The 20,110-nt window shown below is 64.3% G+C and carries 15 protein-coding genes; 4 read left to right on the top strand and 11 right to left on the bottom strand.

Features of this window, described 5'->3' with window-relative positions; translation table 11 throughout:
* Positions 1–67: 67 nt before the first annotated feature.
* Complete coding sequence (gene ilvD / locus NPS58_RS20825; RefSeq protein ID WP_274117169.1) at positions 68–1,909, top strand: dihydroxy-acid dehydratase; 1,842 nt, start codon at positions 68–70, stop codon at positions 1,907–1,909.
* An 85-nt stretch (positions 1,910–1,994) separates the two neighbouring features.
* On the opposite strand, the gene NPS58_RS20820 is transcribed toward ilvD, so the two are convergent.
* The 3 genes from NPS58_RS20820 to NPS58_RS20810 form a co-directional block, all read right to left on the bottom strand.
* The gene (locus NPS58_RS20820; protein WP_274117168.1) at positions 1,995–4,400 is read right to left on the bottom strand and encodes a TonB-dependent siderophore receptor; all 2,406 of its coding nucleotides are present in this window, start codon (positions 4,398–4,400) and stop codon (positions 1,995–1,997) included.
* Positions 4,401–4,527: 127 nt separating this feature from the next.
* Complete coding sequence (locus tag NPS58_RS20815; protein WP_274117167.1) at positions 4,528–5,472, bottom strand: FecR family protein; 945 nt, start codon at positions 5,470–5,472, stop codon at positions 4,528–4,530.
* Positions 5,473–5,501: 29 nt separating this feature from the next.
* The gene (locus tag NPS58_RS20810; RefSeq protein ID WP_274117166.1) at positions 5,502–6,035 is read right to left on the bottom strand and encodes an RNA polymerase sigma factor; all 534 of its coding nucleotides are present in this window, start codon (positions 6,033–6,035) and stop codon (positions 5,502–5,504) included.
* Between the two features lie 230 nt (positions 6,036–6,265).
* Between NPS58_RS20810 and NPS58_RS20805 the strand changes: the two genes are divergently transcribed.
* A complete protein-coding gene (locus NPS58_RS20805) occupies positions 6,266–7,657 on the top strand; it encodes an L-cystine transporter (RefSeq protein ID WP_274117165.1) in 1,392 nt (463 codons plus the stop codon).
* A 59-nt stretch (positions 7,658–7,716) separates the two neighbouring features.
* Here the strand turns inward: NPS58_RS20805 and NPS58_RS20800 are convergent, their stop codons facing one another.
* Positions 7,717–8,235 carry a dihydrofolate reductase gene (locus tag NPS58_RS20800; RefSeq protein WP_274117164.1) on the bottom strand — a complete coding sequence of 173 codons (519 nt, stop codon included), beginning with the start codon at positions 8,233–8,235 and terminating at the stop codon, positions 7,717–7,719.
* 63 nt (positions 8,236–8,298) lie between these two features.
* Between NPS58_RS20800 and NPS58_RS20795 the strand changes: the two genes are divergently transcribed.
* Both NPS58_RS20795 and NPS58_RS20790 read left to right on the top strand, forming a co-directional pair.
* On the top strand, positions 8,299–9,690 hold the full coding sequence (locus NPS58_RS20795) for a DUF2868 domain-containing protein (protein WP_274117163.1): 1,392 nt from the start codon (positions 8,299–8,301) through the stop codon (positions 9,688–9,690).
* A complete protein-coding gene (locus tag NPS58_RS20790; protein WP_274117162.1) occupies positions 9,683–11,047 on the top strand; it encodes a GTPase/DUF3482 domain-containing protein in 1,365 nt (454 codons plus the stop codon). Before NPS58_RS20795 ends, NPS58_RS20790 begins: the two co-directional genes overlap by 8 nt.
* A gap of 38 nt (positions 11,048–11,085) precedes the next feature.
* On the opposite strand, the gene NPS58_RS20785 is transcribed toward NPS58_RS20790, so the two are convergent.
* The 7 genes from NPS58_RS20785 to NPS58_RS20755 form a co-directional block, all read right to left on the bottom strand.
* A complete protein-coding gene (locus tag NPS58_RS20785; RefSeq protein WP_274117161.1) occupies positions 11,086–11,640 on the bottom strand; it encodes a phosphonate degradation HD-domain oxygenase in 555 nt (184 codons plus the stop codon).
* Between the two features lie 10 nt (positions 11,641–11,650).
* Complete coding sequence (locus NPS58_RS20780; protein ID WP_274117160.1) at positions 11,651–12,778, bottom strand: TIGR03364 family FAD-dependent oxidoreductase; 1,128 nt, start codon at positions 12,776–12,778, stop codon at positions 11,651–11,653.
* 163 nt (positions 12,779–12,941) lie between these two features.
* Positions 12,942–13,967 carry a putative 2-aminoethylphosphonate ABC transporter substrate-binding protein gene (locus NPS58_RS20775; RefSeq protein WP_028943873.1) on the bottom strand — a complete coding sequence of 342 codons (1,026 nt, stop codon included), beginning with the start codon at positions 13,965–13,967 and terminating at the stop codon, positions 12,942–12,944.
* Positions 13,968–14,007: 40 nt separating this feature from the next.
* Entirely contained in the window at positions 14,008–15,732 is a 1,725-nt protein-coding gene (locus NPS58_RS20770) for a putative 2-aminoethylphosphonate ABC transporter permease subunit (RefSeq protein ID WP_274117159.1), read from the bottom strand.
* Between the two features lies 1 nt (position 15,733).
* Positions 15,734–16,798, bottom strand: a complete 1,065-nt coding sequence (locus tag NPS58_RS20765) for a putative 2-aminoethylphosphonate ABC transporter ATP-binding protein (protein WP_274117158.1) — start codon at positions 16,796–16,798, stop codon at positions 15,734–15,736.
* Between the two features lie 148 nt (positions 16,799–16,946).
* Positions 16,947–17,831: a LysR family transcriptional regulator gene (locus NPS58_RS20760; RefSeq protein WP_274117157.1), complete on the bottom strand. Its 885-nt coding sequence runs from the start codon at positions 17,829–17,831 to the stop codon at positions 16,947–16,949.
* An 11-nt stretch (positions 17,832–17,842) separates the two neighbouring features.
* Complete coding sequence (locus NPS58_RS20755; RefSeq protein WP_274117156.1) at positions 17,843–20,062, bottom strand: heavy metal translocating P-type ATPase; 2,220 nt, start codon at positions 20,060–20,062, stop codon at positions 17,843–17,845.
* Between the last annotated feature and the right edge of the window lie 48 nt (positions 20,063–20,110).

Below are 20,110 nucleotides of genomic sequence, written 5' to 3'. Positions count from 1 at the left end.
TCGGTGCAAAGGACAAGAGAAGCTCACTTCCCCTTTTTGTTACCTGATTAGCCGCCAGGAGTGCTTCATGCCTGATTACCGCTCTAAAACGTCCACCCACGGTCGCAATATGGCCGGCGCTCGTGCCCTGTGGCGCGCCACCGGGATGAAAGACGACGACTTCAAGAAGCCGATCATCGCCATCGCCAACTCCTTCACCCAGTTCGTCCCGGGCCATGTGCACCTGAAGGACCTGGGCCAGCTGGTTGCCCGCGAAATCGAACGCGCCGGTGGCGTGGCCAAGGAATTCAACACCATCGCGGTCGATGACGGCATCGCCATGGGCCACGACGGCATGCTCTATTCGCTGCCGAGCCGCGAGATCATCGCCGACTCGGTCGAGTACATGGTCAACGCCCACTGCGCCGACGCCATTGTCTGCATCTCCAACTGCGACAAGATCACCCCCGGCATGCTGATGGCCGCCCTGCGCCTGAACATCCCGGTGATCTTCGTCTCCGGCGGCCCGATGGAAGCCGGCAAGACCAAGCTGGCCAGCCACGGCCTGGACCTGGTCGATGCCATGGTCATCGCCGCCGACTCCTCGGCCAGCGACGAAAAAGTGGCCGAATACGAGCGCAGCGCCTGCCCGACCTGTGGTTCGTGCTCCGGCATGTTCACCGCCAACTCGATGAACTGCCTGACCGAAGCCCTGGGCCTGGCCCTGCCGGGCAACGGTTCGACCCTGGCCACCCACAGCGACCGCGAGCAGCTGTTCCTGCAGGCCGGCCGCACCATCGTCGAGCTGTGCAAGCGCTACTACGGCGAGAACGACCAGAGCGTCCTGCCGCGCAACATCGCCAACTTCAAGGCGTTCGAGAACGCCATGATGCTCGACATCGCCATGGGCGGTTCGACCAACACCATCTTGCACCTGCTGGCTGCGGCCCAGGAAGCGGAAGTGGACTTCGACCTGCGCGATATCGATCGCCTGTCGCGCAAGGTTCCGCAGCTGTGCAAAGTTGCGCCGAACATCCAGAAGTACCACATGGAAGACGTCCACCGCGCCGGCGGCATCTTCAGCATCCTCGGTTCGCTGGCCCGTGGTGGCCTGCTGCATACCGACCTGCCGACCGTGCACAGCCCGAGCATGGAAGAAGCGATCGCCAAGTGGGACATCACCCAGACCGACGACGCAGCCGTACACCACTTCTTCAAGGCTGGCCCGGCCGGTATCCCGACCCAGACCGCCTTCAGCCAGTCGACCCGCTGGGAAACCCTGGACGACGACCGTGAGAACGGCTGCATCCGCAGCGTGGAACACGCCTACTCGCAAGAAGGCGGCCTGGCCGTGCTCTACGGCAACATCGCCCTGGATGGCTGCGTGGTAAAAACCGCAGGCGTCGATGAGTCGATCCATGTGTTCGAAGGCAACGCCAAGATCTTCGAAAGCCAGGACAGCGCCGTGCGTGGCATCCTCGCCGACGAAGTGAAGGCTGGCGACATCGTCATCATCCGCTACGAAGGTCCGAAGGGCGGCCCGGGCATGCAAGAGATGCTCTACCCGACCTCCTACCTCAAGTCCAAGGGCCTGGGCAAGGCCTGCGCCCTGCTCACCGACGGTCGCTTCTCTGGCGGCACCTCGGGCCTGTCCATCGGCCACGCTTCGCCAGAAGCCGCAGCCGGTGGCGCCATCGGCCTGGTGCAGGACGGCGACAAAGTGCTGATCGACATCCCTAACCGCTCGATCAACCTGTTGGTCAGCGACGAAGAGCTGGCGGCACGCCGCGTCGAGCAGGACAAGAAAGGCTGGAAGCCGGTCGAGTCGCGTCCACGCAAAGTGACCACCGCGCTCAAGGCCTACGCCCTGCTGGCCACCAGCGCCGACAAGGGTGCGGTACGCAACAAAGCGATGCTCGATGGCCTGTAAGGCATTGCGGCAATAAAAAACCGGCGCCTTTTGCGCCGGTTTTTTTATTCAAGCACTGTAGGAGCGGGCTTGCCCCGCGAATCCCTCAATACTTGGCCCGTACAGTAAACGTCAGGTTGCGCGGCTCACCATAGAAGTTCGAGCCCCAGGCGCTGTCCACCCGCTCATAGTAAGTCCGGTCAAACAGGTTGTTGGCTGTCAGCGTCGCCGACAGGTGCTTGTTGAACGCATACCCTACCTGGGCCGTGGCAATGCTGTAGCCACCTTGCACGAAGTCCACGTCACGCTTGTAGTAAGTGGCACTCACCGCGCGCACCCCGCCACCGACGCTGAAGTCCTTCAACGGCCCATCGGCAAATTCGTAGCGCGTCCACAGGTTGAAGTTGTGCTTGGGGGTGATGGTCGTGCCCTGGTTGGTGTCTTCGCCGCTCATTGACTTGAGCATGGTGAAGGCGTAACCCGTGGTGATGCTCCAGTTGTCGGTGAGGTTACCGCTCAGCTCGGTTTCCCAACCCTGGCTACGGATCTTGCCCTGCGGCTCGTTGTACTGGGCGTTGGCAACCAGTTCGGCGCGGTTCTCGTCGTAGATACGGAACAGCGCCACGCTGCCATTGAGGCGGCCTTCATAGAACTCACGCTTGAGCCCCAGCTCATACTGCTTGCCCTTGCGCGGGTCGATGGTCTCACCGTCGGCATCGACCTCGGTCTGCGGTTTGAACACGCTGGTATAGCTGGCGTAGGCCGACAGCTCCGGGGTCAGCTTGGCCACCAGTGCCGCGTAGGGGATGACCTTGCGGTTGATGCTGGTGTCGGTGGTGGTGAAGTTGTTGAAGAAGGCGTTGGCGTTATGCGCTTCGCTCTCGAACCAGGTCACCCGGCTGCCGAGGATCACGTCCAGCCAGTCGGTGGCGCTGATCTTGGTACGCGCATAGAGGCCGTACTGGTGCGATTTCGACCAGTTGCCGTTATCCATCTCGAACTTCTGCTTGGGGATGTTGATGCTGCCGGGGTCGAACACGTTGATGTCGAAGTACTCGCCGCCCCCGTAGGTGAAATCCTTGTCCAGGTGCTGGTACTCGACCCCGGCGGTGAATTCGTGGGTACGGCCGAAGGCTTCCACCGGCAGGGTGACGAAGCTGTCCACGCCCAGGGTCTTGATGTGGGTGTAGTAGGAATAGGCCACCGCCGAACTTGCGCCGGTGTCGGGGTCCACTGCGCCATCGGCCCAGGTGAAGTTGCGTGTCGGGGTTTCGGCGTCGCGGTAGGTCAGCGAGGTCTTGAACTGGCCGCCGTTGTCCAGGGCATGGTCGACTTCGAAGAAGCTCTCCCAGACGTGCTCGTCCAGCTCGTTCCACTTGGCGTCGACAAAGGTGGAGCGCTTCACGTCCAGCAACTTGCCGTCGGCATAGGCCGGCAGGCCGAACGCCGGGGTCGAATGGTTGTGCTGGTAGGCGCCACCCAGCGACAAGGTGGTGTCCGGGGTCACGTCGTACTCCAGCCGGCCATAGACCATCGGCCGCTCGTTCTGGGCATAGTCGACGAAGGACTTGTTGTCTTCATAAGCGGTGACAAAGCGCCCGCGCAGGCTGCCTTCGCTGTTGAGCGGACCGGTGATGTCCACCGTCGAGTGGTAGTGATCGTAGGAGCCCGCCGACAGCTCGCCACTCAAGGCGAACTGCCCCAGCGCTCGCTTGCGCACCAGGTTGATGGTGCCGCCCGGCTCGCCCGCGCCCTGGTACAGGCCCGAAGGCCCGCGCAACACCTCGACCCGGTCGAACATCGCCAGGTCGAAGCTGGTCATCAGGTCGCCCTGGCCGGTGGCCTGGGACACACCGTCGACCTGCACCTGGTCGACGAGAAAGCCACGCATGTAGACATCGTTGAGGCTGGAGCCGGCGTTGTAGGTCTTGATGGTTGCCCCGGTAACCTGGCGCATGGCGTCCTGCAGGCTGTTCATGTTCTGGTCGTCCAGACGCTGGCGGGTAACCACCGACACCGACTGCGGGATGTCCTTGAGCTTCTGTTCGCCTTTGCCGATGGTCAACGCGCCCGTGGTGTAGGAGTGCGAACCCTCGGTGGTGGCGCCCAGTTGCTGGCCGGTGATGCTGGTAGCCCCCAGTTGCAGGGCCTTGTCGTCGCCCAGGCGCTTTTCCAGGGTGACGGTGTCGCCATCGATGTAGGTGGCCGTCAGGCCGGTACCGGCGAGCAACCGGGCCAGCGCCTGGTCCTGTGGATAACTGCCGTTGAGTCCCGGGGAGCGCAGCCCCTGGGTCACTTGCGCACCGACCAGCACCTGCATCCGGGTAACGGCACTGAAGTCGACCAGCGCTGCATCCAGCGACTGCGCCGCAATGTCGAAGCGATAGACCTGAGCATGTGCAGCGGGCGCTGCCAGCGTCGGCATGGCCTGCACGCCGCAACCCAGGGCAATGGCCAGGCTCAGCAGGGTCGGCAGGCCGGGCAGGCGCCGGGTGGCGGTGGTGTTTTCCATCAGTGGTGCTCCCCAAAACGTCGAAATCGTTGAATGGCGCGGCACTGTCTGAGAGTGCTTATTATTTGCGCCTACGAGTTCAAGGACGTCATGCCGCGGGGAAACCCTGAAAACTTTCTGATTATTTTCAACCTTCGCGCAGCACCCGTACGTACGGGGTGTACTGCTCGGCTCGCAGGCCCAGAGTGTGGGTCAGGGCCTTGAGTACGGCTTGCGGCTTGTCGATCTCGAACACCCCCGACACCTTGCGCCGGCGCAAGGCATCGCCGAGCACCAGGGTCTGGCCGGGCCAATAGCGATTGAGCTCGTCGACGACCTCGGCCAGCGGTTGCTGGCGGAACACCAGTTGGCGCTGGCGCCAGGCGAATTCGGCGGCGCCGTCGAAGCCATGCACCGCACCCAGGTGCACACCGCTGTATTCCACCCCGCGCCCAGGCTCCAGCAGCACCGAATGCGTACTGTCGGCACTGACCTGAACCTTGCCCTGCGCCACCCGCACACGGGTCTGGTCGCCCTGCCGGGCCACGCTGAAGCGGGTGCCCACCACCTTGACCCAGCCATCGCCAGAGCGGATCACAAAGGGCCGCGCCGTATCGGCGCTGACGTCGAACCAGGCCTCGCCGCGCAGCAGGCGCACCCGTCGCTCGCCATGGCCCAGTTCCACTTGCACGGCAGTGTCGGTGTTGAGCTGCAGCTGCGAACCATCGACCAGGGCGATGGAAAGGGTTTCACCGGTAGTGGTGACATAGTCGGCGCGCCAGCGGTCCGGCCAGGGGCTGTTGGCCAGCAGGCCCACCATCAGCAGTACCGCCGCTGCACTGGCCCATACCCGAATCCGTGGCCGGTTCCAGCGCGCACGCTGGGCCTGGCGGATCTGCCGGGCCGGTTCGCGCAACGCCCCCAGCAAGTTCAATACCTCGCCCCAAGCCTGCGTCTGGTCGGGGCCCAGGGCCAACCAGGCGGCGAAAGCCTCGCGTTCACTGGCGCTGAGGTCCTCGGCTTGCAGGCGGTAGTACCAGCCACTGGCTTGAGCGAACAGGTCGTCGGCATCCGTGGCACAAGGATCGGTCATCGGGGTATCCGTAGCTGCTGGCGGCCGGTTCATCGAGACGGCCCTGACGCATCGCTGAGCAACCGCGCCTTGATGAAGGCCCGGCAGTCGATCAGCGCACGACGCAATTGGTATTCGACACTCCGCGGGGAAATTTTCAGCCGTTCGCCGATTTCCCGGTAGGAACATTCGTCGACATGATAAAGCAGGAAGATATGCCGGGTCGCTTCAGGCAGCGCCTCGATGGCCTCGTGCATCAAGGCTTGCTCCTGCTGCGCCCACAGCTGCTCTTCGGCGCCGGGTGCATTGCAGGCCAGCTCCTCGCTCGGCTCGCCGCCGTCCAGGCGCTCGCGGCGAATCGCCTGGCGCTGGTGATCGCGCACCAGGTTGCTGGCAATGGTGAAGAGAAAGGCTGGCAGGTTGTCGATTTTCTTGTCGGCCGGCAGCCGCGCCAGGCGCAGGAACGATTCCTGGGTCAGATCGGCTGCCACCTGAGAATTGCCGGTGCGTCGCGCAACAAAGGCTTCCAGCGCTTTCTTGTGCTCGGCGAACAACCGGGCAATCTGCGTATTCCACGAAGACACGGTACTTCCTGGCGGGGGGTCTCAAGGTGAGCGCACGCTAGCAGAAGATGAGATAAATTCGCAATTGATATCTATTTCCCGAAACCAGCGAACTTGATTCGCACCTGGTTATTCCAAAAACATCTAAACAAATTCCATTTCGATATAAATTCGTTCGTTTTCATGCTGTTAGCATTTCCGTTCGCAATCGCACACAGAGGCGATGCCCCCGCTTTTTCTCTGGAGCTTCAATGAATCTGCCGCTGTCTCTCAATCTGCTGGCGTTCCTGGCGTTGCTGCTGGGCCTGGCGCAAACCCGTCATGGCAACTGGAGCCTGGCCAAGAAAGTCCTGGTCGGCCTGATCCTCGGCGTGCTCTTCGGTGGTGCCCTGCATGCCATCTATGGCGCCGGCAATCCGGTGCTCAAGGCCACCATCAGCTGGCTCGACCTGGTCGGCAACGGCTATGTGCAGTTGCTGCAGATGATCGTCATGCCGCTGATCTTCGCCTCCATCCTCAGCGCCGTGGCTCGCCTGCACAACGCCTCGTCGCTGGGCAAGATCAGCTTCCTGACCATCGGCACCCTGCTGTTCACCACGGCCATCGCCGCGCTGATCGGTATTGCCCTGACCAACCTGTTCGGCCTCACCGCCGAGGGCCTGGTGGCCGGCACTGCCGAAACCGCACGGATGCAGGCCATCCAGAGCGACTACGTGGGCAAGGTCGCCGACCTGAACATCCCGCAGTTGCTGCTGTCGTTCATCCCCAGCAACCCGGTGGGCGACCTGGCCCGCGCCAAGCCGACCTCGATCATCAGCGTGGTGATCTTCGCCGTATTCCTCGGCATGGCTGCCCTGCAACTGCTCAAGGATGACGCCGACAAGGGCAATCGGGCTTTGGCCGCCATCGACACCTTGCAAGCCTGGGTCATGCGCCTGGTGCGCCTGGTGATGAAGCTCACCCCGTACGGTGTACTGGCGTTGATGACCAAGGTGGTCGCCAGTTCCAACCTGGACGACATCCTCAAGCTCGGCAGTTTCGTGGTGGTGTCGTACATCGGCCTGGGCCTGATGTTCGTGGTCCACGGCGTGTTGCTGGCGATCAGTGGCGTGAACCCGCTGCGCTTTTTCCGCAAGGTCTGGCCGGTGCTGACATTCGCCTTCACCAGCCGCTCCAGCGCCGCCAGCATCCCGCTGAGCATCGAAGCGCAAACCCGCCGCCTGGGCATTCCGCAGTCAATCGCAAGCTTCGCGGCCTCGTTTGGCGCGACGATTGGCCAGAACGGCTGTGCCGGCCTGTACCCGGCCATGCTGGCGGTGATGGTCGCGCCCGCCGTGGGCATCGACCCGCTCGACCCGCTGTGGATCGCCACCCTGGTGGCCATCGTGACCCTGAGCTCGGCCGGTGTGGCCGGCGTGGGTGGCGGAGCGACCTTTGCCGCGTTGATCGTCCTGCCGGCCATGGGCTTGCCGGTCGAACTGGTAGCCCTGCTGATCTCGGTCGAGCCACTGATCGACATGGGCCGTACGGCGCTGAACGTGAACGGCTCGATGACGGCCGGGGCGATTACCAGCCAGATGCTGCAGCAGACGGACAAGACCGTGCTGGAGGCTCAGGAGCACGCGCAACTGACGCACTCCTGAATTGATTGCGGGGCAAGCTCGCTCCTACCTGTAGGAGCGGGTTTGCCGCGCGATAATGCTCAAACCCGTTCCCAAACCTCAAAGTGATAAGCCGGCTTCTCACCTTCAGCCGGATTTTCCCGAGACGACGCCAACGTCCACTGCGCTGTATCGAACTCGGGAAACCACGCATCCCCTTCCGGGCTCGATTCGACCCGCGTCAGGTAAAGCCGGTCCGCAAGACCGCGCTCGATGGCCTGGGTATACAACTGCGCCCCACCAATCAGCATCAGCTCATCGACGCCCTGCGCCAGTGCCCACTGTTCGGCGCGCAGCATGGCCTCATCCAGCGACGCGAACACTTCGGCGCCTTCCAGCTGCAGCCCTGCCTGGCGGCTGACCACCAGGTTCAGGCGCCCCGGCAACGGCCGGCCGAGCGAGTCCCAGGTCTTGCGACCCATGATGATCGGCTTGCCCAGGGTGGTGGCCTTGAAATACTTGAAATCCCCCGGCAGGTGCCAGGGCATGCTGTTGTCGATGCCGATCACGCGGTTCTCGGCGAGTGCCGCGATCAGGCTGAGGGGGAGTGATGTTTTCATGCCGGCGAGGATAGCAAAGCCCGATCTTCGATGCCTGGGTTATGCTTTGGGCTCACTTGATCAATGGAAGACTGTGTGACTGCACTGACTGACCTGGACAAACGCTGGCTCACCGAAGCCGTGCGCCTGCGCGAAGAACAAGCAGGCCCGCTGGAAGACCAGGAAGCCAATCGCCGCGCCCGCCAACACGGCGGCGACCTGCCAACGCGCATCGAGCAGCGCGCCCTCTGGCTGGCCGAACGCGACGGCATGCGCAGTGCCCTGTTGCACTGGAAACAAGGCGCCCGCCTGGCGCTGGTCCTGCTGCTGGTGCTCGCGCTATTCAGCGGCGCCGGCCTGGCCCTGGCGGCCCTGGGCGACAGCCAGCGCCCGGTCAATGTGTTCTGGGCCCTGGGCAGCCTGCTCGGCCTGAACCTGCTGTTGCTGCTGGGCTGGGCGCTGGGGTTCTTGTTCGCCGGCGAGCAAGGGGCGACCCTGGGCCGGCTGTGGATGTGGCTCAGTGAAAAATTCGCCCGCGACGCCCAGGCCGCCCACCTGGCACCTGCCCTGCTGGTGCTGCTGCAACGGCAAAGGCTCAACCGCTGGCTGCTGGGGTTACTGGTGCATGGCCTGTGGCTGGTCGCCCTGGGCACGGCGCTGGTGATGCTGTTGATCCTGCTCGCCACCCGGCGCTACGGCTTTGTCTGGGAAACCACCATCCTCGGTGCCGACACCTTCGTGGGCCTCACCCAGGCCCTGGGCGCGCTGCCTTCACTGCTGGGGTTCAGCGTGCCGGACGTCGCAATGATCCGCGCCAGCGGCGACAGCCAACCAGCCCTGGAACTGGCCCGCCAGGCCTGGGCAGGCTGGCTGCTCGGAGTGTTGCTGGTATACGGCATCGTCCCTCGCCTGGTGTTGGCAGCCGTGTGCCTCTGGCGCTGGCGCAGCGGGCGTGATCGCTTGCAACTGGACCTCAACCTGCCCGGCTACAGCCACTTGCGCGAAGCCCTGATGCCCAGCAGCGAACGCCTGGGCGTCAACGATGCCGCGCCAGAGGCCCTGCCACAGATTGCCCGTGGCGTGGGTGAAGAACACAGCGACGGTGCCTTGCTGGTTGGCCTGGAGCTGGATGACAAGCGCCCCTGGCCGCCAGCCCTGCCAAAAACCGTCAGCAACGCGGGCATCCTCGACAGCCGTGAATCACGCAACAAGTTGCTCGAACAACTCAGCCGCTTTCCACCGGCGCGCCTGGCCATTGCCTGCGACCCACGCCGTTCGCCGGATCGCGGCAGCCTGGCACTGCTCGCCGAACTTGCCCGCAACGCCGGCGCCACGCGTATCTGGTTGTTGCAGGCGCTGCCCGGCCAGGCCCTTGACGCCGACCGTCTGGGCGATTGGCACCAGGCCCTGGAACAACTGGGGTTGGCGTACGCCGACAGTGCACCCTTGAACTGGCTGGAGCATGGGCATGACTAAGCCATTGAAACTGGCCGTGGTCGGTCACACCAATGTCGGCAAGACCTCCCTGCTGCGCACCCTCACCCGCGATGTCGGTTTCGGCGAAGTCTCCCATCGCCCCAGTACCACTCGCCATGTCGAAGGCGCGCGCCTGTCGGTAGACGGCGAACCGCTGCTGGAGCTGTACGACACCCCCGGACTGGAAGACGCCATCGCCCTGCTCGACTACCTCGAGCGCCTGGAGCGCCCGGGCGAGCGCCTCGATGGCCCGGCCAGGCTGGAGCGGTTTCTCCAGGGCAGCGAGGCGCGCCAGCGATTCGAACAGGAAGCCAAGGTGCTGCGCCAATTACTGGCCAGCGACGCCGGCCTGTATGTGATCGATGCGCGCGAGCCGGTGCTCGCCAAATACCGGGATGAACTGGAAGTGCTCGCCGGTTGCGGCAAGCCATTGTTGCCGGTGCTCAACTTCGTTGCCAGCAGTGACCATCGCGAGCCGGACTGGCGTGAGGCCCTGGCGCGACTTGGCCTGCACGCCCTGGTGCGCTTCGACAGCGTTGCCCCACCGGAAGATGGCGAGCGACGCCTCTACGAAAGCCTGGCGCTGATGCTGGAAAAGTCCCGCCCAGCCCTGCAACGGCTGATCGACGACCAGCAGGCACAACGTGCGGCCCGGCAGGTCAGTGCCAAGCGCCTGGTGGCCGAACTGCTGCTCGATTGCGCCGCGTGCCGACGCAGCGTGGTCACCGAGCCTGGCGCAGAAGCGGCGGCCATCGAGGCACTGCGTAAGGACATTCGCCAGCGCGAACAACGTTGCGTCGAAGCCTTGCTCAAGCTCTATGCCTTTCGCAAGGACGACGCCAGCGCCAGCGACCTGCCCCTGCTCGACGGGCGCTGGGGCGACGACCTGTTCAACCCCGAAACCCTGAAGCTATTGGGCGTTCGCCTGGGCAGTGGCGTGGCCGCGGGTGCGGCGGCAGGTGCGGGCATCGACCTGCTGGTGGGTGGCATCACCCTCGGGGCGGCAGCACTGGCCGGTGCGATTGCCGGTGGCGCTCTGCAAACCGCGCGCAGCTACGGCTCCCGCCTGCTGGGCAAGCTCAAGGGGCAGCGGGAACTGACCGTGGATGACAGCGTATTGCGCCTGTTGGCCCTGCGTCAGCATCAGCTGATCCAGGCACTGGACAGCCGTGGGCACGCGGCGATGGGGCAGATCAAGTTGAGCGCGCCGCAGGAACAGAGCTGGCGCGAAGGCAAGTTGCCGGAAGCCTTGAGCAAGGCGCGGGCACATCCGCAGTGGTCGTCGCTCAATCCCGGGGCCAAGGTGAACCAGGTGGAGCGCCAGGAGCAGATCGAGGCACTGGTGCAAGAGCTTTAGGGCCTCATCGCTGGCAAGCCAGCGATGCCAAGTCGAATTTAGTGCAAGAGCCCCAGGGCCTTGCCCTTGAGCAACTCCAGGTCAATCACCGGCACGTTCATCACCTTGGCCAGCTCATCCCACTCACGCATGCGCAGGCTCACCGCACACAGGGGGTCGCGCTCGAACGCATCGGCCTCGGCATCACTCATCATCCCGCCCTGATACTCGAGGGTGCGCCGGCTGGCTTCGCTCAGCCGCTCGTAGTAGCCCGGCTTACGCAAGGTCAGGTAGCGCTTGGCCTCGACGTGGTACTGCACCAGCGTCGCCAGGCGCTCGCTGAAACCACAGCGGCGCAGGTAATTGGCGCCCACCTGCTCATGGCTGACCACACCGTAGCCGCCCATGTCACCGTCGGCGCCGCCGCAGAGATGGCCGATGTCATGGAAGAACGCAGCCAATACCACCTCATCGTCGAACCCTTCATCCAGCGCCAGCTGGGCCGCCTGGGACATGTGCTCCAACTGCGACACCGGCTCGCCGATGTAATCGTCATCGCCATGCTGCTGGTACAGGGCGAAGATTTCGCTGACAACCTGTTCGGCTGTTCTCATGGTTATCCCCTCAATCGGTTTCATCGAGCAGTCGAGCGATATGCCGCTCGGCCAGGGCCGGGCCGACGCTCATGCCGACGCCGCTGTGCATCAGCGCCGCACTGACACCAGGCGCCACGTGCAGCAACGAGAACGGCCCAGGGCCGCCTGAACCATAGACGCCCTGCCAGCGTTCGACCACCTCGATACGACCACCGAGAGTATGCTCGGCCAGCTCGATCATCCAGTTATCGATCTGCTCGGCATTGAACGGAGAGACATCGCTACCATAGGCGTGGGAGTCGCCGATGATCAGCTCGCCATGCGGCGTAGGGCTGACCAGCAGGTGAATGCCGTGCTCCATCAGGTGCGGGCTGTTGGTCTGCAGTTGCGCCTTGAGTGCCTGGGCCTGGGGCAACTCGGCAAAGGCGCCGTAGTGCACGCAGCTCAGGCCGGTCAGCAAGGCGTGCTGCAGGTCCAGTTTGAAACGTGGTCGGGCGCGCAGCATCTGCAGGCGACACACCTGGGGCCGCAGGGTGGCGAGCGGCTCGGCGAGCAAGGTCTGGTAGTCGTGGCCGGAGCAGACAACGATCTGCCGCGCGCTGAAATCGCCGGCTGTGGTCGACACCCGGCCGGGCTCGATACCGCGCACCAGGGTGGAGAAATGAAACTGCACATCCATTTCCGTTTGCAGGAAGCGGATCAGTGTCGGCAGGGCTTCGCGCGAGTACAGCTGCTGGTCGTCCAGGCCGCGCAAGGCGGCGCGGTGGTGGCGGAATTGGCCGCCGTACAAGTCATTGAGGGCCGCACCCGACAGCAGCTCGACCTTGTAGCCATGCTCCACGGCCCGCTCGGCGCAGAATGCTTCAAGCAGTTCCTGCTCAAGGGCGGTGCGGGCGAACAGCAGCGAGCCGTTGCTCTTCAAATCAAAGCCGGCCTGGCGCGACCAGTGCGCCCAGATACCACGACTGGCCTTGGCCAGCTCAAGCATCTCGCCTGGCGGTTGGCCAGTAACCAGGGCCTGGCCGAAGTTGCGAACCGAGGCACCCAGTGGGGTAGCGGTGCGCTCGAATACCCGCACCTTAAGGCCCCGGCGGGCCGCGGCGTAGGCGTGGGACAGGCCAAGAATGCCGGCGCCGACGATCAGTAGATCGGTCATGGGGAAATCCTTTAGAAAGGATCGCGGGGCAAGCCGGCTCCCACTGTCTTGCACAGGCGGTGTGGGAGCCGGCTTGCCGGCGATCGACCGCAAAGCGGTCGTGATTCAGGCTGCACTGGCCTCTTCGCTGGCAAGCCAGCTCCGAGAGTTGTGCAGGCAGCGTTTACTGCTGCGCCACCTTCTCCGACTTGCCGTCATAGCGCTTGCGCCATTCGGCCAGGATGGTGTCGCGGTTCTGCGAGGCCCAGGCGAAGTCGTTCTTGATCAGGCGCTGCTCGTAGTCGGCCGGCAGTTCGGTCTGCGGCTTGGCAATACCAGGCTGGGCGAGCACCGCGAAGTTTTCCTTGTACAGCTCCATGGCCGCCGGGCTTGCGGAGAAGTCGGCCAGGCGCTTGGCGGCGGCTTCATGCTTACTGCCCTTGAGCACGGCAGTGGCTTCGATCTCCCAGCCCAGGCCCTCTTTCGGCAGGACGATATCCAGCGGCGCGCCCTGGCGCTTGAGCTGCACGGCCGGGTACTCGAACGAGATACCGATCGGGAACTCGCCGGCTGCCGCCAGCTTGCACGGCTTGGAGCCGGAGTGAACGTACTGGCCGATGTTCTGGTGCAGGTCGTCCATGTATTGCCAGCCCTGCTTCTCGCCGAAGGTCTGCAGCCAGGCGCTGACATCCAGGAAGCCGGTGCCGGAGGACGCCGGGTTCGGCATGACGATCTTGCCTTTGTACTCAGGCTTGGTCAGGTCCTGCCAGCTCACCGGCTTGGTCAGGCCCTGCTTTTCGGCTTCGATGGTGTTGAAGCAGATGGTGGCGGCCCACACGTCCATGCCGACCCAGGCCGGTGGGTTGGCGGCATCGCGGTAGTTGCCGCCGATCTTGTCGAGGTCCTTGGGCGCATAGCTTTGCAGCATGCCCTGCTGGTCGAGGATCGCCAGGCTGGATGCAGCCAGGCCCCACACGGCGTCGGCTTGCGGACGGTCTTTCTCGGCCAGCAGCTTGGCGGTGATGATGCCGGTGGAATCACGCACCCACTTGATTTCGATATCCGGGTTGGCCTTTTCGAAGGCCTGCTTGTAGCTCTTGAGCTGTTCGGCTTCGAGCGCGGTGTAGACCGTCAGCTGGGTATCGGCGGCAGTGGCCTGCAGGCTGAACGCAGTGAGGACGGCAGCGGCAAGAGCAAGTGGCTTGAACATGATGCGGTTCCTTTGAACGGTACAGGGTTGGGTAAGGCAATCAGTTGCCCGGCGCGCGCTGGCGCCAGGCTTGGGAACGTTGCAGCAGGCCGCGCGAGGCCCAGGCCAGGAGCAGCGAAACGCTGGCGCTGGTCAGCAGGATCAGGGTCGACATGGCCGCTGCGCCGCCCACGTTGCCGGCATCGTCCATGTTCAACACGGCGACAGCGGCAAGGATGGTGTCGGGGCTGTAGAGGAAGATCGCCGCCGAGACCGTGGTCATCGCCGAGACGAACAGGTAGCGGATGATGTCCAGCAGCGCCGGCAGGCAGATCGGTACGGTGACCCGCAAAAAGTGCCGGTACAGCGGCGCCTTGAGCGACAGCGCGGCGGCCTCGAACTCACCGTCGAGCTGGCGCAGGGCGGTGGTGGCGGTCATGTTTGCGGTGGTCAGGTAGTGGGCGATGGTGCACACCACCAGCAGCGCCATGCTGCCGTAGAACACGTGCAAGGGGTTGCTGGTCAGGTTGAAGAAGAACACGTAGCCCAGGCCGAGCACCAAGCCCGGTACTGCCATCGGCACGAAGCTGAGCAGGCGCAGCACCAGGTTCAGCGCGCGCTGGCCCTTGGTCTTTTCCATCAGGTAGGCGCCGGTGAAGATCACCGCACTGCCGATCAATGCCGAGCACAGGGCCATGGTCAGGCTGTTCTGGTAGGCCAGCCAGCCACCGCCGGCGGTTTCGTCGAACTGGTAGTGCTTGAGCGACAACGTCATGTTGTAGGGCCAGAAGGTGACCAGCGACGAGTACACCGCCATCCCCACCACCAACAGCAGCACCGCGCACACCATCACCACCACCGCCAGGAACCAGGCATCGCGACGACGCGAGGGCTGCGGCTGGAACACCTGGGCACGACCACTCATCGAGTCGCCCTGGCGGCGACGCAGCCAGGCATCGACGGTGAAGCTCAGTAGCGCCGGCACCAGCAGGACCATGCCGATCAAGGCGCCGCGACCGAACTGCTGCTGGCCGACCACGGCCTTGTAGGCTTCCAGCGCCAGCACCTGGTAGTCACCCCCCACCACAACCGGCACACCGAAGTCAGTGATGGTCAGGGTGAACACCAGGCAGAAGGCGGCGAACACGGCCTGGCGGGTGGCCGGCCAGGTGATGCTGCGAAAGGCACGCCAAGGCCCTGCACCCATGCTCGATGCGGCATCGAACAGGCGCGCGTCGGCCAGCGACAGCGCCGACAGCAGGATCATCAGGGCATGGGGAAAGGTGTAGATGGCTTCACCCAGGACAATGCCCCAGAAACCATAGATATTGTCGCTGAGCAGGCTGCGCAGCAGCCCCTGGTTGCCGAACAGGTAGACCAGGGCAATGGCCGGCAGCATCGAAGGCGCCAGCAGCGGCAGCAACGAGATACCGCGCCAGATGCGTTTGCCGGGGATCAGCGTGCGCTGCAGCGCATAGGCAAACAGGTAGGCCAGCGGCACGACAATGGCAGCGACGCTGAGCGACACCTTCAGGCTGTTGCCCAGCAGCCAGTGGAAGTTGGCGCTGGCAAACAGTTCACGTGCGGCCAGCAGACCACCGCCCTGCCCGGCATCGCTGCTGAATCCGCGCCAGAAGATCGCCATCAATGGCATCAGTACGGCCACGGTGAGCAGCAACAGCAGCAACCATTTACCGCCGACCACAAACAGTCGATCGCCCAGGGAGGCGCCGGAGCGCTGTGCTGCCTTCGCGTGCGCGATCGGCATGGTCATTGGCGCGGCCATCTCAGGCAAACACCTGCAGGCTGCGCGGAGGCAGGGCTACCCAGATGTCCTGAGAGCCCAGACGCGGCATCGACTCGGGCGCGACTTCAGCCAGCAAGGCATGGCCCGGCAGCTCGTTGAATTCGAAGCTCATGCGGCAGCGGTTGCCGAGAAAGGTGATCTCGCGCACCCGGGCCGGGAACAGGTTCTCTTCGTGCACAGGCGGGTTGACGCTGATGGCCTCCGGGCGGCAGAACAAACGACCGCTGCGCGCCTGGCCGGCACCGTCGGCCAGGCGCATGTTCAAGGCACCGACCTGGGCGTGGCTGTCGCTGTGACGCTGGAACGGCAGCCAGTTGCCCTGGCCGACGAACTCGGCCACGAACGGTGTGGCCGGCTTGTCGTAGATTTCCTGGGGCGTGGCGTACTGCTCGACCTGGCCGTTGTTCATCACCGCGATACGGTCGGCCATCAGCATGGCCTCGTCCTGGTTGTGGGTGACCATCAGGGTGGTGATGCCAAGCTGGCGCTGCAACTGGCGCAGCTCGGTGCACAAGTGCTCGCGAACCCGTGCATCGAGAGCCGACATTGGCTCGTCGAGCAGCAGCAGCGATGGGGCCGGGGCCAGGGCGCGAGCCAGGGCCACGCGCTGTTGCTGACCACCGGAAAGCTGGCCGGGGTACTTTTTCTCGCTGCCCGACAGGCCCACCAGCTCAAGCATCTGCGCCACTCGCTGACGCACTTCGTCACGACCGCTGCCGGCCAGGCCATAGGCGATGTTGGCCTCGACGGTCAGGTTGGGGAACAGCGCGTAGGACTGGAACAGGATGCCGTAGTCACGGGCCTGGGGTGGCAGCTCGGAAATGTCGCGATCGCCGATGTACAGGGTGCCGCGATCCTGGCGCTCAAGGCCTGCGATGCAGCGCAGCAGCGTGGTCTTGCCACAGCCGGACGGGCCGAGCAGGCACACCAGCTCCCCGGCGGCAATGTCGAGCGAGACATCCTGCAGGGCGGTAAAGGCGCCGAAGCGCTTGTGGATACCGCGCACTTTCATCTGTGCGCCTGGGTTTGCGACCGGAGTGTTCATGGCAGGACCTCATCGAACGAATGAGGCCATGCTAGGGGGGGAATGCGAAGGTTCTGTGGCTGGGAAGCAAAAGCTGCCGATAGTGGTATAGGCAGATTTGGGTGTGGGTGTGCAGGAGCGGGCTTGCCCCGTGATAGCGACCTGTCGGTTACACCGTGTCGCGGGGCAAGCCCGCCCCTGCAACTTCCTGGGTCAGTCCCAGGAACGCGGCAGGCAATCGTGCCTGGCGCCGCTCCTTGAGGCAGTACAGGTACTCATGCATCACCGGCGCGTTCTCTAGCGCCAGCACCCGCAGCTCCGGGTTATGCGGCACTTCATGGCGAGCGATCAGGCTGATGCCGATGTTGCGCAGGACCGCTTCGCGGATCGACTCGCGGCTGCCGATTTCCAGCATCGAGCCTACCTTGACCCCTGCAGCTTCGAGCATCTGTTCGGTCAGCTTGCGCGTGGTCGAGCCCTGCTCGCGCACCAGCAGGCAATGCCCCGCCAACGCCGAAAGCGGCAGCGATTCACGGCTGGCCAGGGGATGATTGCGGTGCACCGCGACCACCAGCGGGTCGGTCCCCAGCACCCGACGCACCAGGCGGGCGTCCTCTACCAACTGCGAGGAGGCGGCGAGGTCGACGCGATAGTCTTCCAGCAGCTCCAGGACCTGCTGGGAGTTGCCGATCTCGACCGACACTTCGACCTGTGGCAAACGCTCGCGAAAGATCTTCACCAGGTCGAGGATGTAGTACGGCGCGGTGGCGGCGATGCGCAAGCTGCCCTGGGCCTGGCCACTGTTGCGCAGGAAGAATTCGATGTCGGCTTCCTGCTGCATCAGCGCCTTGACCATCGGCAGCAGCCGCGCGCCGTCATCGCTCAAGGTCAGGCGGCGGCCGCCGCGGTAGAACAGCTCCACCGCATACTGGCTTTCCAGATTGCGGATCTGGGTGGTGACTGTCGGTTGGCTGAGCCCGAGTTTCTTCGCCGCCAAAGTGATGCTGCCCAGGCGGGCAACCATGTAGAAGGCTTTCAACTCGGAACTCAACATACATCCTCGATTTACTTACGCAACAGACGCAGGCCGTTGAACACCACCAACAGGCTCACGCCCATGTCGGCGAACACTGCCATCCACATGGTTGCCATGCCGGCAAAGGTGATCGCCAGGAATATCGCCTTGATGCCCAACGCCAGCACAATGTTCTGGGTCAGGATCGCCGCACTGTGACGCGAGAGCCTGACGAAGGCCGGGATTTTGCGCAAGTCATCATCCATCAGCGCCACGTCGGCCGTCTCGATGGCCGTGTCGGTACCGGCCGCGGCCATGGCAAAGCCGATCTCGGCCCGTGCCAGGGCCGGGGCATCGTTGATACCGTCGCCGACCATGCCGACCCGATGGCCCTGGGCGTAAAGGTCCTCGATGGTCTTGAGCTTGTCGGCGGGCAGCAAGTTGCCATGGGCCTGGTCAATCCCCACCTGGGCGGCAATGGCCTGGGCCGTATGCGGATTGTCGCCGGTGAGCATGACAGTCTTGATACCCAGCTCATGCAACTCGGCAATCGCCTGGCGACTGGTTTCCTTCACGGTGTCGGCCACGGCGAACAGCGCCAGCGGGCCAGACGCGTCGAGCAACAGCACGACGGTCTTGCCCTGGCGTTCCAGGGCATCGAGCTGTGCTTCGAGCTGCGGCGAACACAGGCCCAGTTCTTCGACCAGGCGATGGTTGCCCAGGTGATACAGCGCGCCGTCGATTTCACCACGCACGCCACGGCCGGCCAGGGCTTCGAAAGCGCTCACTTCACTGAGAGCCAGTTGCTGCTCGCCAGCGTACACGGCGATGGCACGGGACACCGGGTGATCGGAGCGGTCGGCCAGGCTTGCCGCCAGCGCCTGGGCGCGGCCCTCGAACAGCGGGTCGAGCACCACATGGTCGGTTTGCACCGGCTTGCCGTGGGTGATGGTGCCGGTCTTGTCCAGGGCCAGGAAGTCGAGCTTGCGCCCGCCTTCGAGATACACGCCGCCCTTGACCAGGATGCCTTTGCGCGCCGCCGCGGCCAGGCCGCTGACGATGGTTACCGGGGTCGAAATCACCAGCGCGCACGGGCACGCCACCACCAGTAACACCAGGGCGCGATAGATCCAGTCGAACCAGGCGCCGGCCATGAACAGCGGCGGAATCACCGCCACTGCCAGGGCCAGGGCAAACACTGCCGGGGTGTAGATGCGCGAGAACTGATCGACGAAGCGTTGGGTCGGTGCCCGCGCGCCCTGGGCTTCTTCTACCGCCTTGATGATTCGCGCCAGGGTCGATTGCCCGGCCGCAGCCGTGACCCGGTATTCCAAGGCGCCGGCCTGGTTGATGGTACCGGCGAACACTTTGTCGCCCGGGCCCTTCTCCACCGGCAGGCTCTCACCGGTAATGGGCGCCTGGTCGATACTCGACTGGCCGCTGACAACCTCGCCATCCAGGCCGATCCGCTCACCTGGCTTCACTCGTACCAGGGCGCCCAGGGCGACCTGCTTGACCTCAAGCTCACGCCACTGACCATCGGCCTGCTGCACGGTGGCCATGTCCGGGCTCAGTTGCATGAGGCCGCCAATGGCGTTGCGTGCGCGGTCCAGCGAGCGCGCTTCGATCAACTCGGCGAGGGTGAAGAGCACCATCACCATGGCCGCTTCCGGCCATTGGCCGATCAGCACGGCGCCGGTCACGGCGATGCTCATCAAGGCGTTGATATTGAGGTTGCGGTTCTTCAGGGCGATCCAGCCCTTTTTGTAGGTACTCAGGCCACAACTGAGAATGGCCACCAGGGCGAGCACCGCCACCATCCAATCGGGTGCCACCTCGGCGAAGTGAACGCCCTCGGCAGCCAGTGCGGCAACACCCGCCAACGCCAGCGGCCACCAGTGCTTCTTCGCCGGTGCCGGGGTGGCGGCAGGCTGTTCGCTGCTCTCGACCAGGGGCTCGGCCTGCATGCCCAGCGAGGCGACGGCCTGTTCGATTTCTCGGGTGTCGGCATGGGTATGACGCACCCCGAGGATGCGATTGATCAGGTTGAATTCCAGTTGCTCGACGCCTGCCAGCTTGCCCAGCTTGTTCTGGATCAGGGTCTGTTCGGTCGGGCAATCCATGGCCTCAATTCGGAAGCGACTCAGGCGCGCGTCACCACTGGCCGCCTCGCTCAACTGCACCAGGGCCGGTGCGGCATCATGGGAACAACAGCTGTGGGCGTGCTTGGCGTGATCGTGGGGCGCATTGGGGCTGACAGGCTGGTTCATGAGTTCATCCTTAAAATGTCCTGTTGCCAAGTGAACACCCTGTAGCCA

The organism is Pseudomonas putida (assembly GCF_028682455.1).
Classification (GTDB): domain Bacteria; phylum Pseudomonadota; class Gammaproteobacteria; order Pseudomonadales; family Pseudomonadaceae; genus Aquipseudomonas; species Aquipseudomonas putida_AA.
This window is presented reverse-complemented; position numbering and strand designations above follow the sequence as displayed.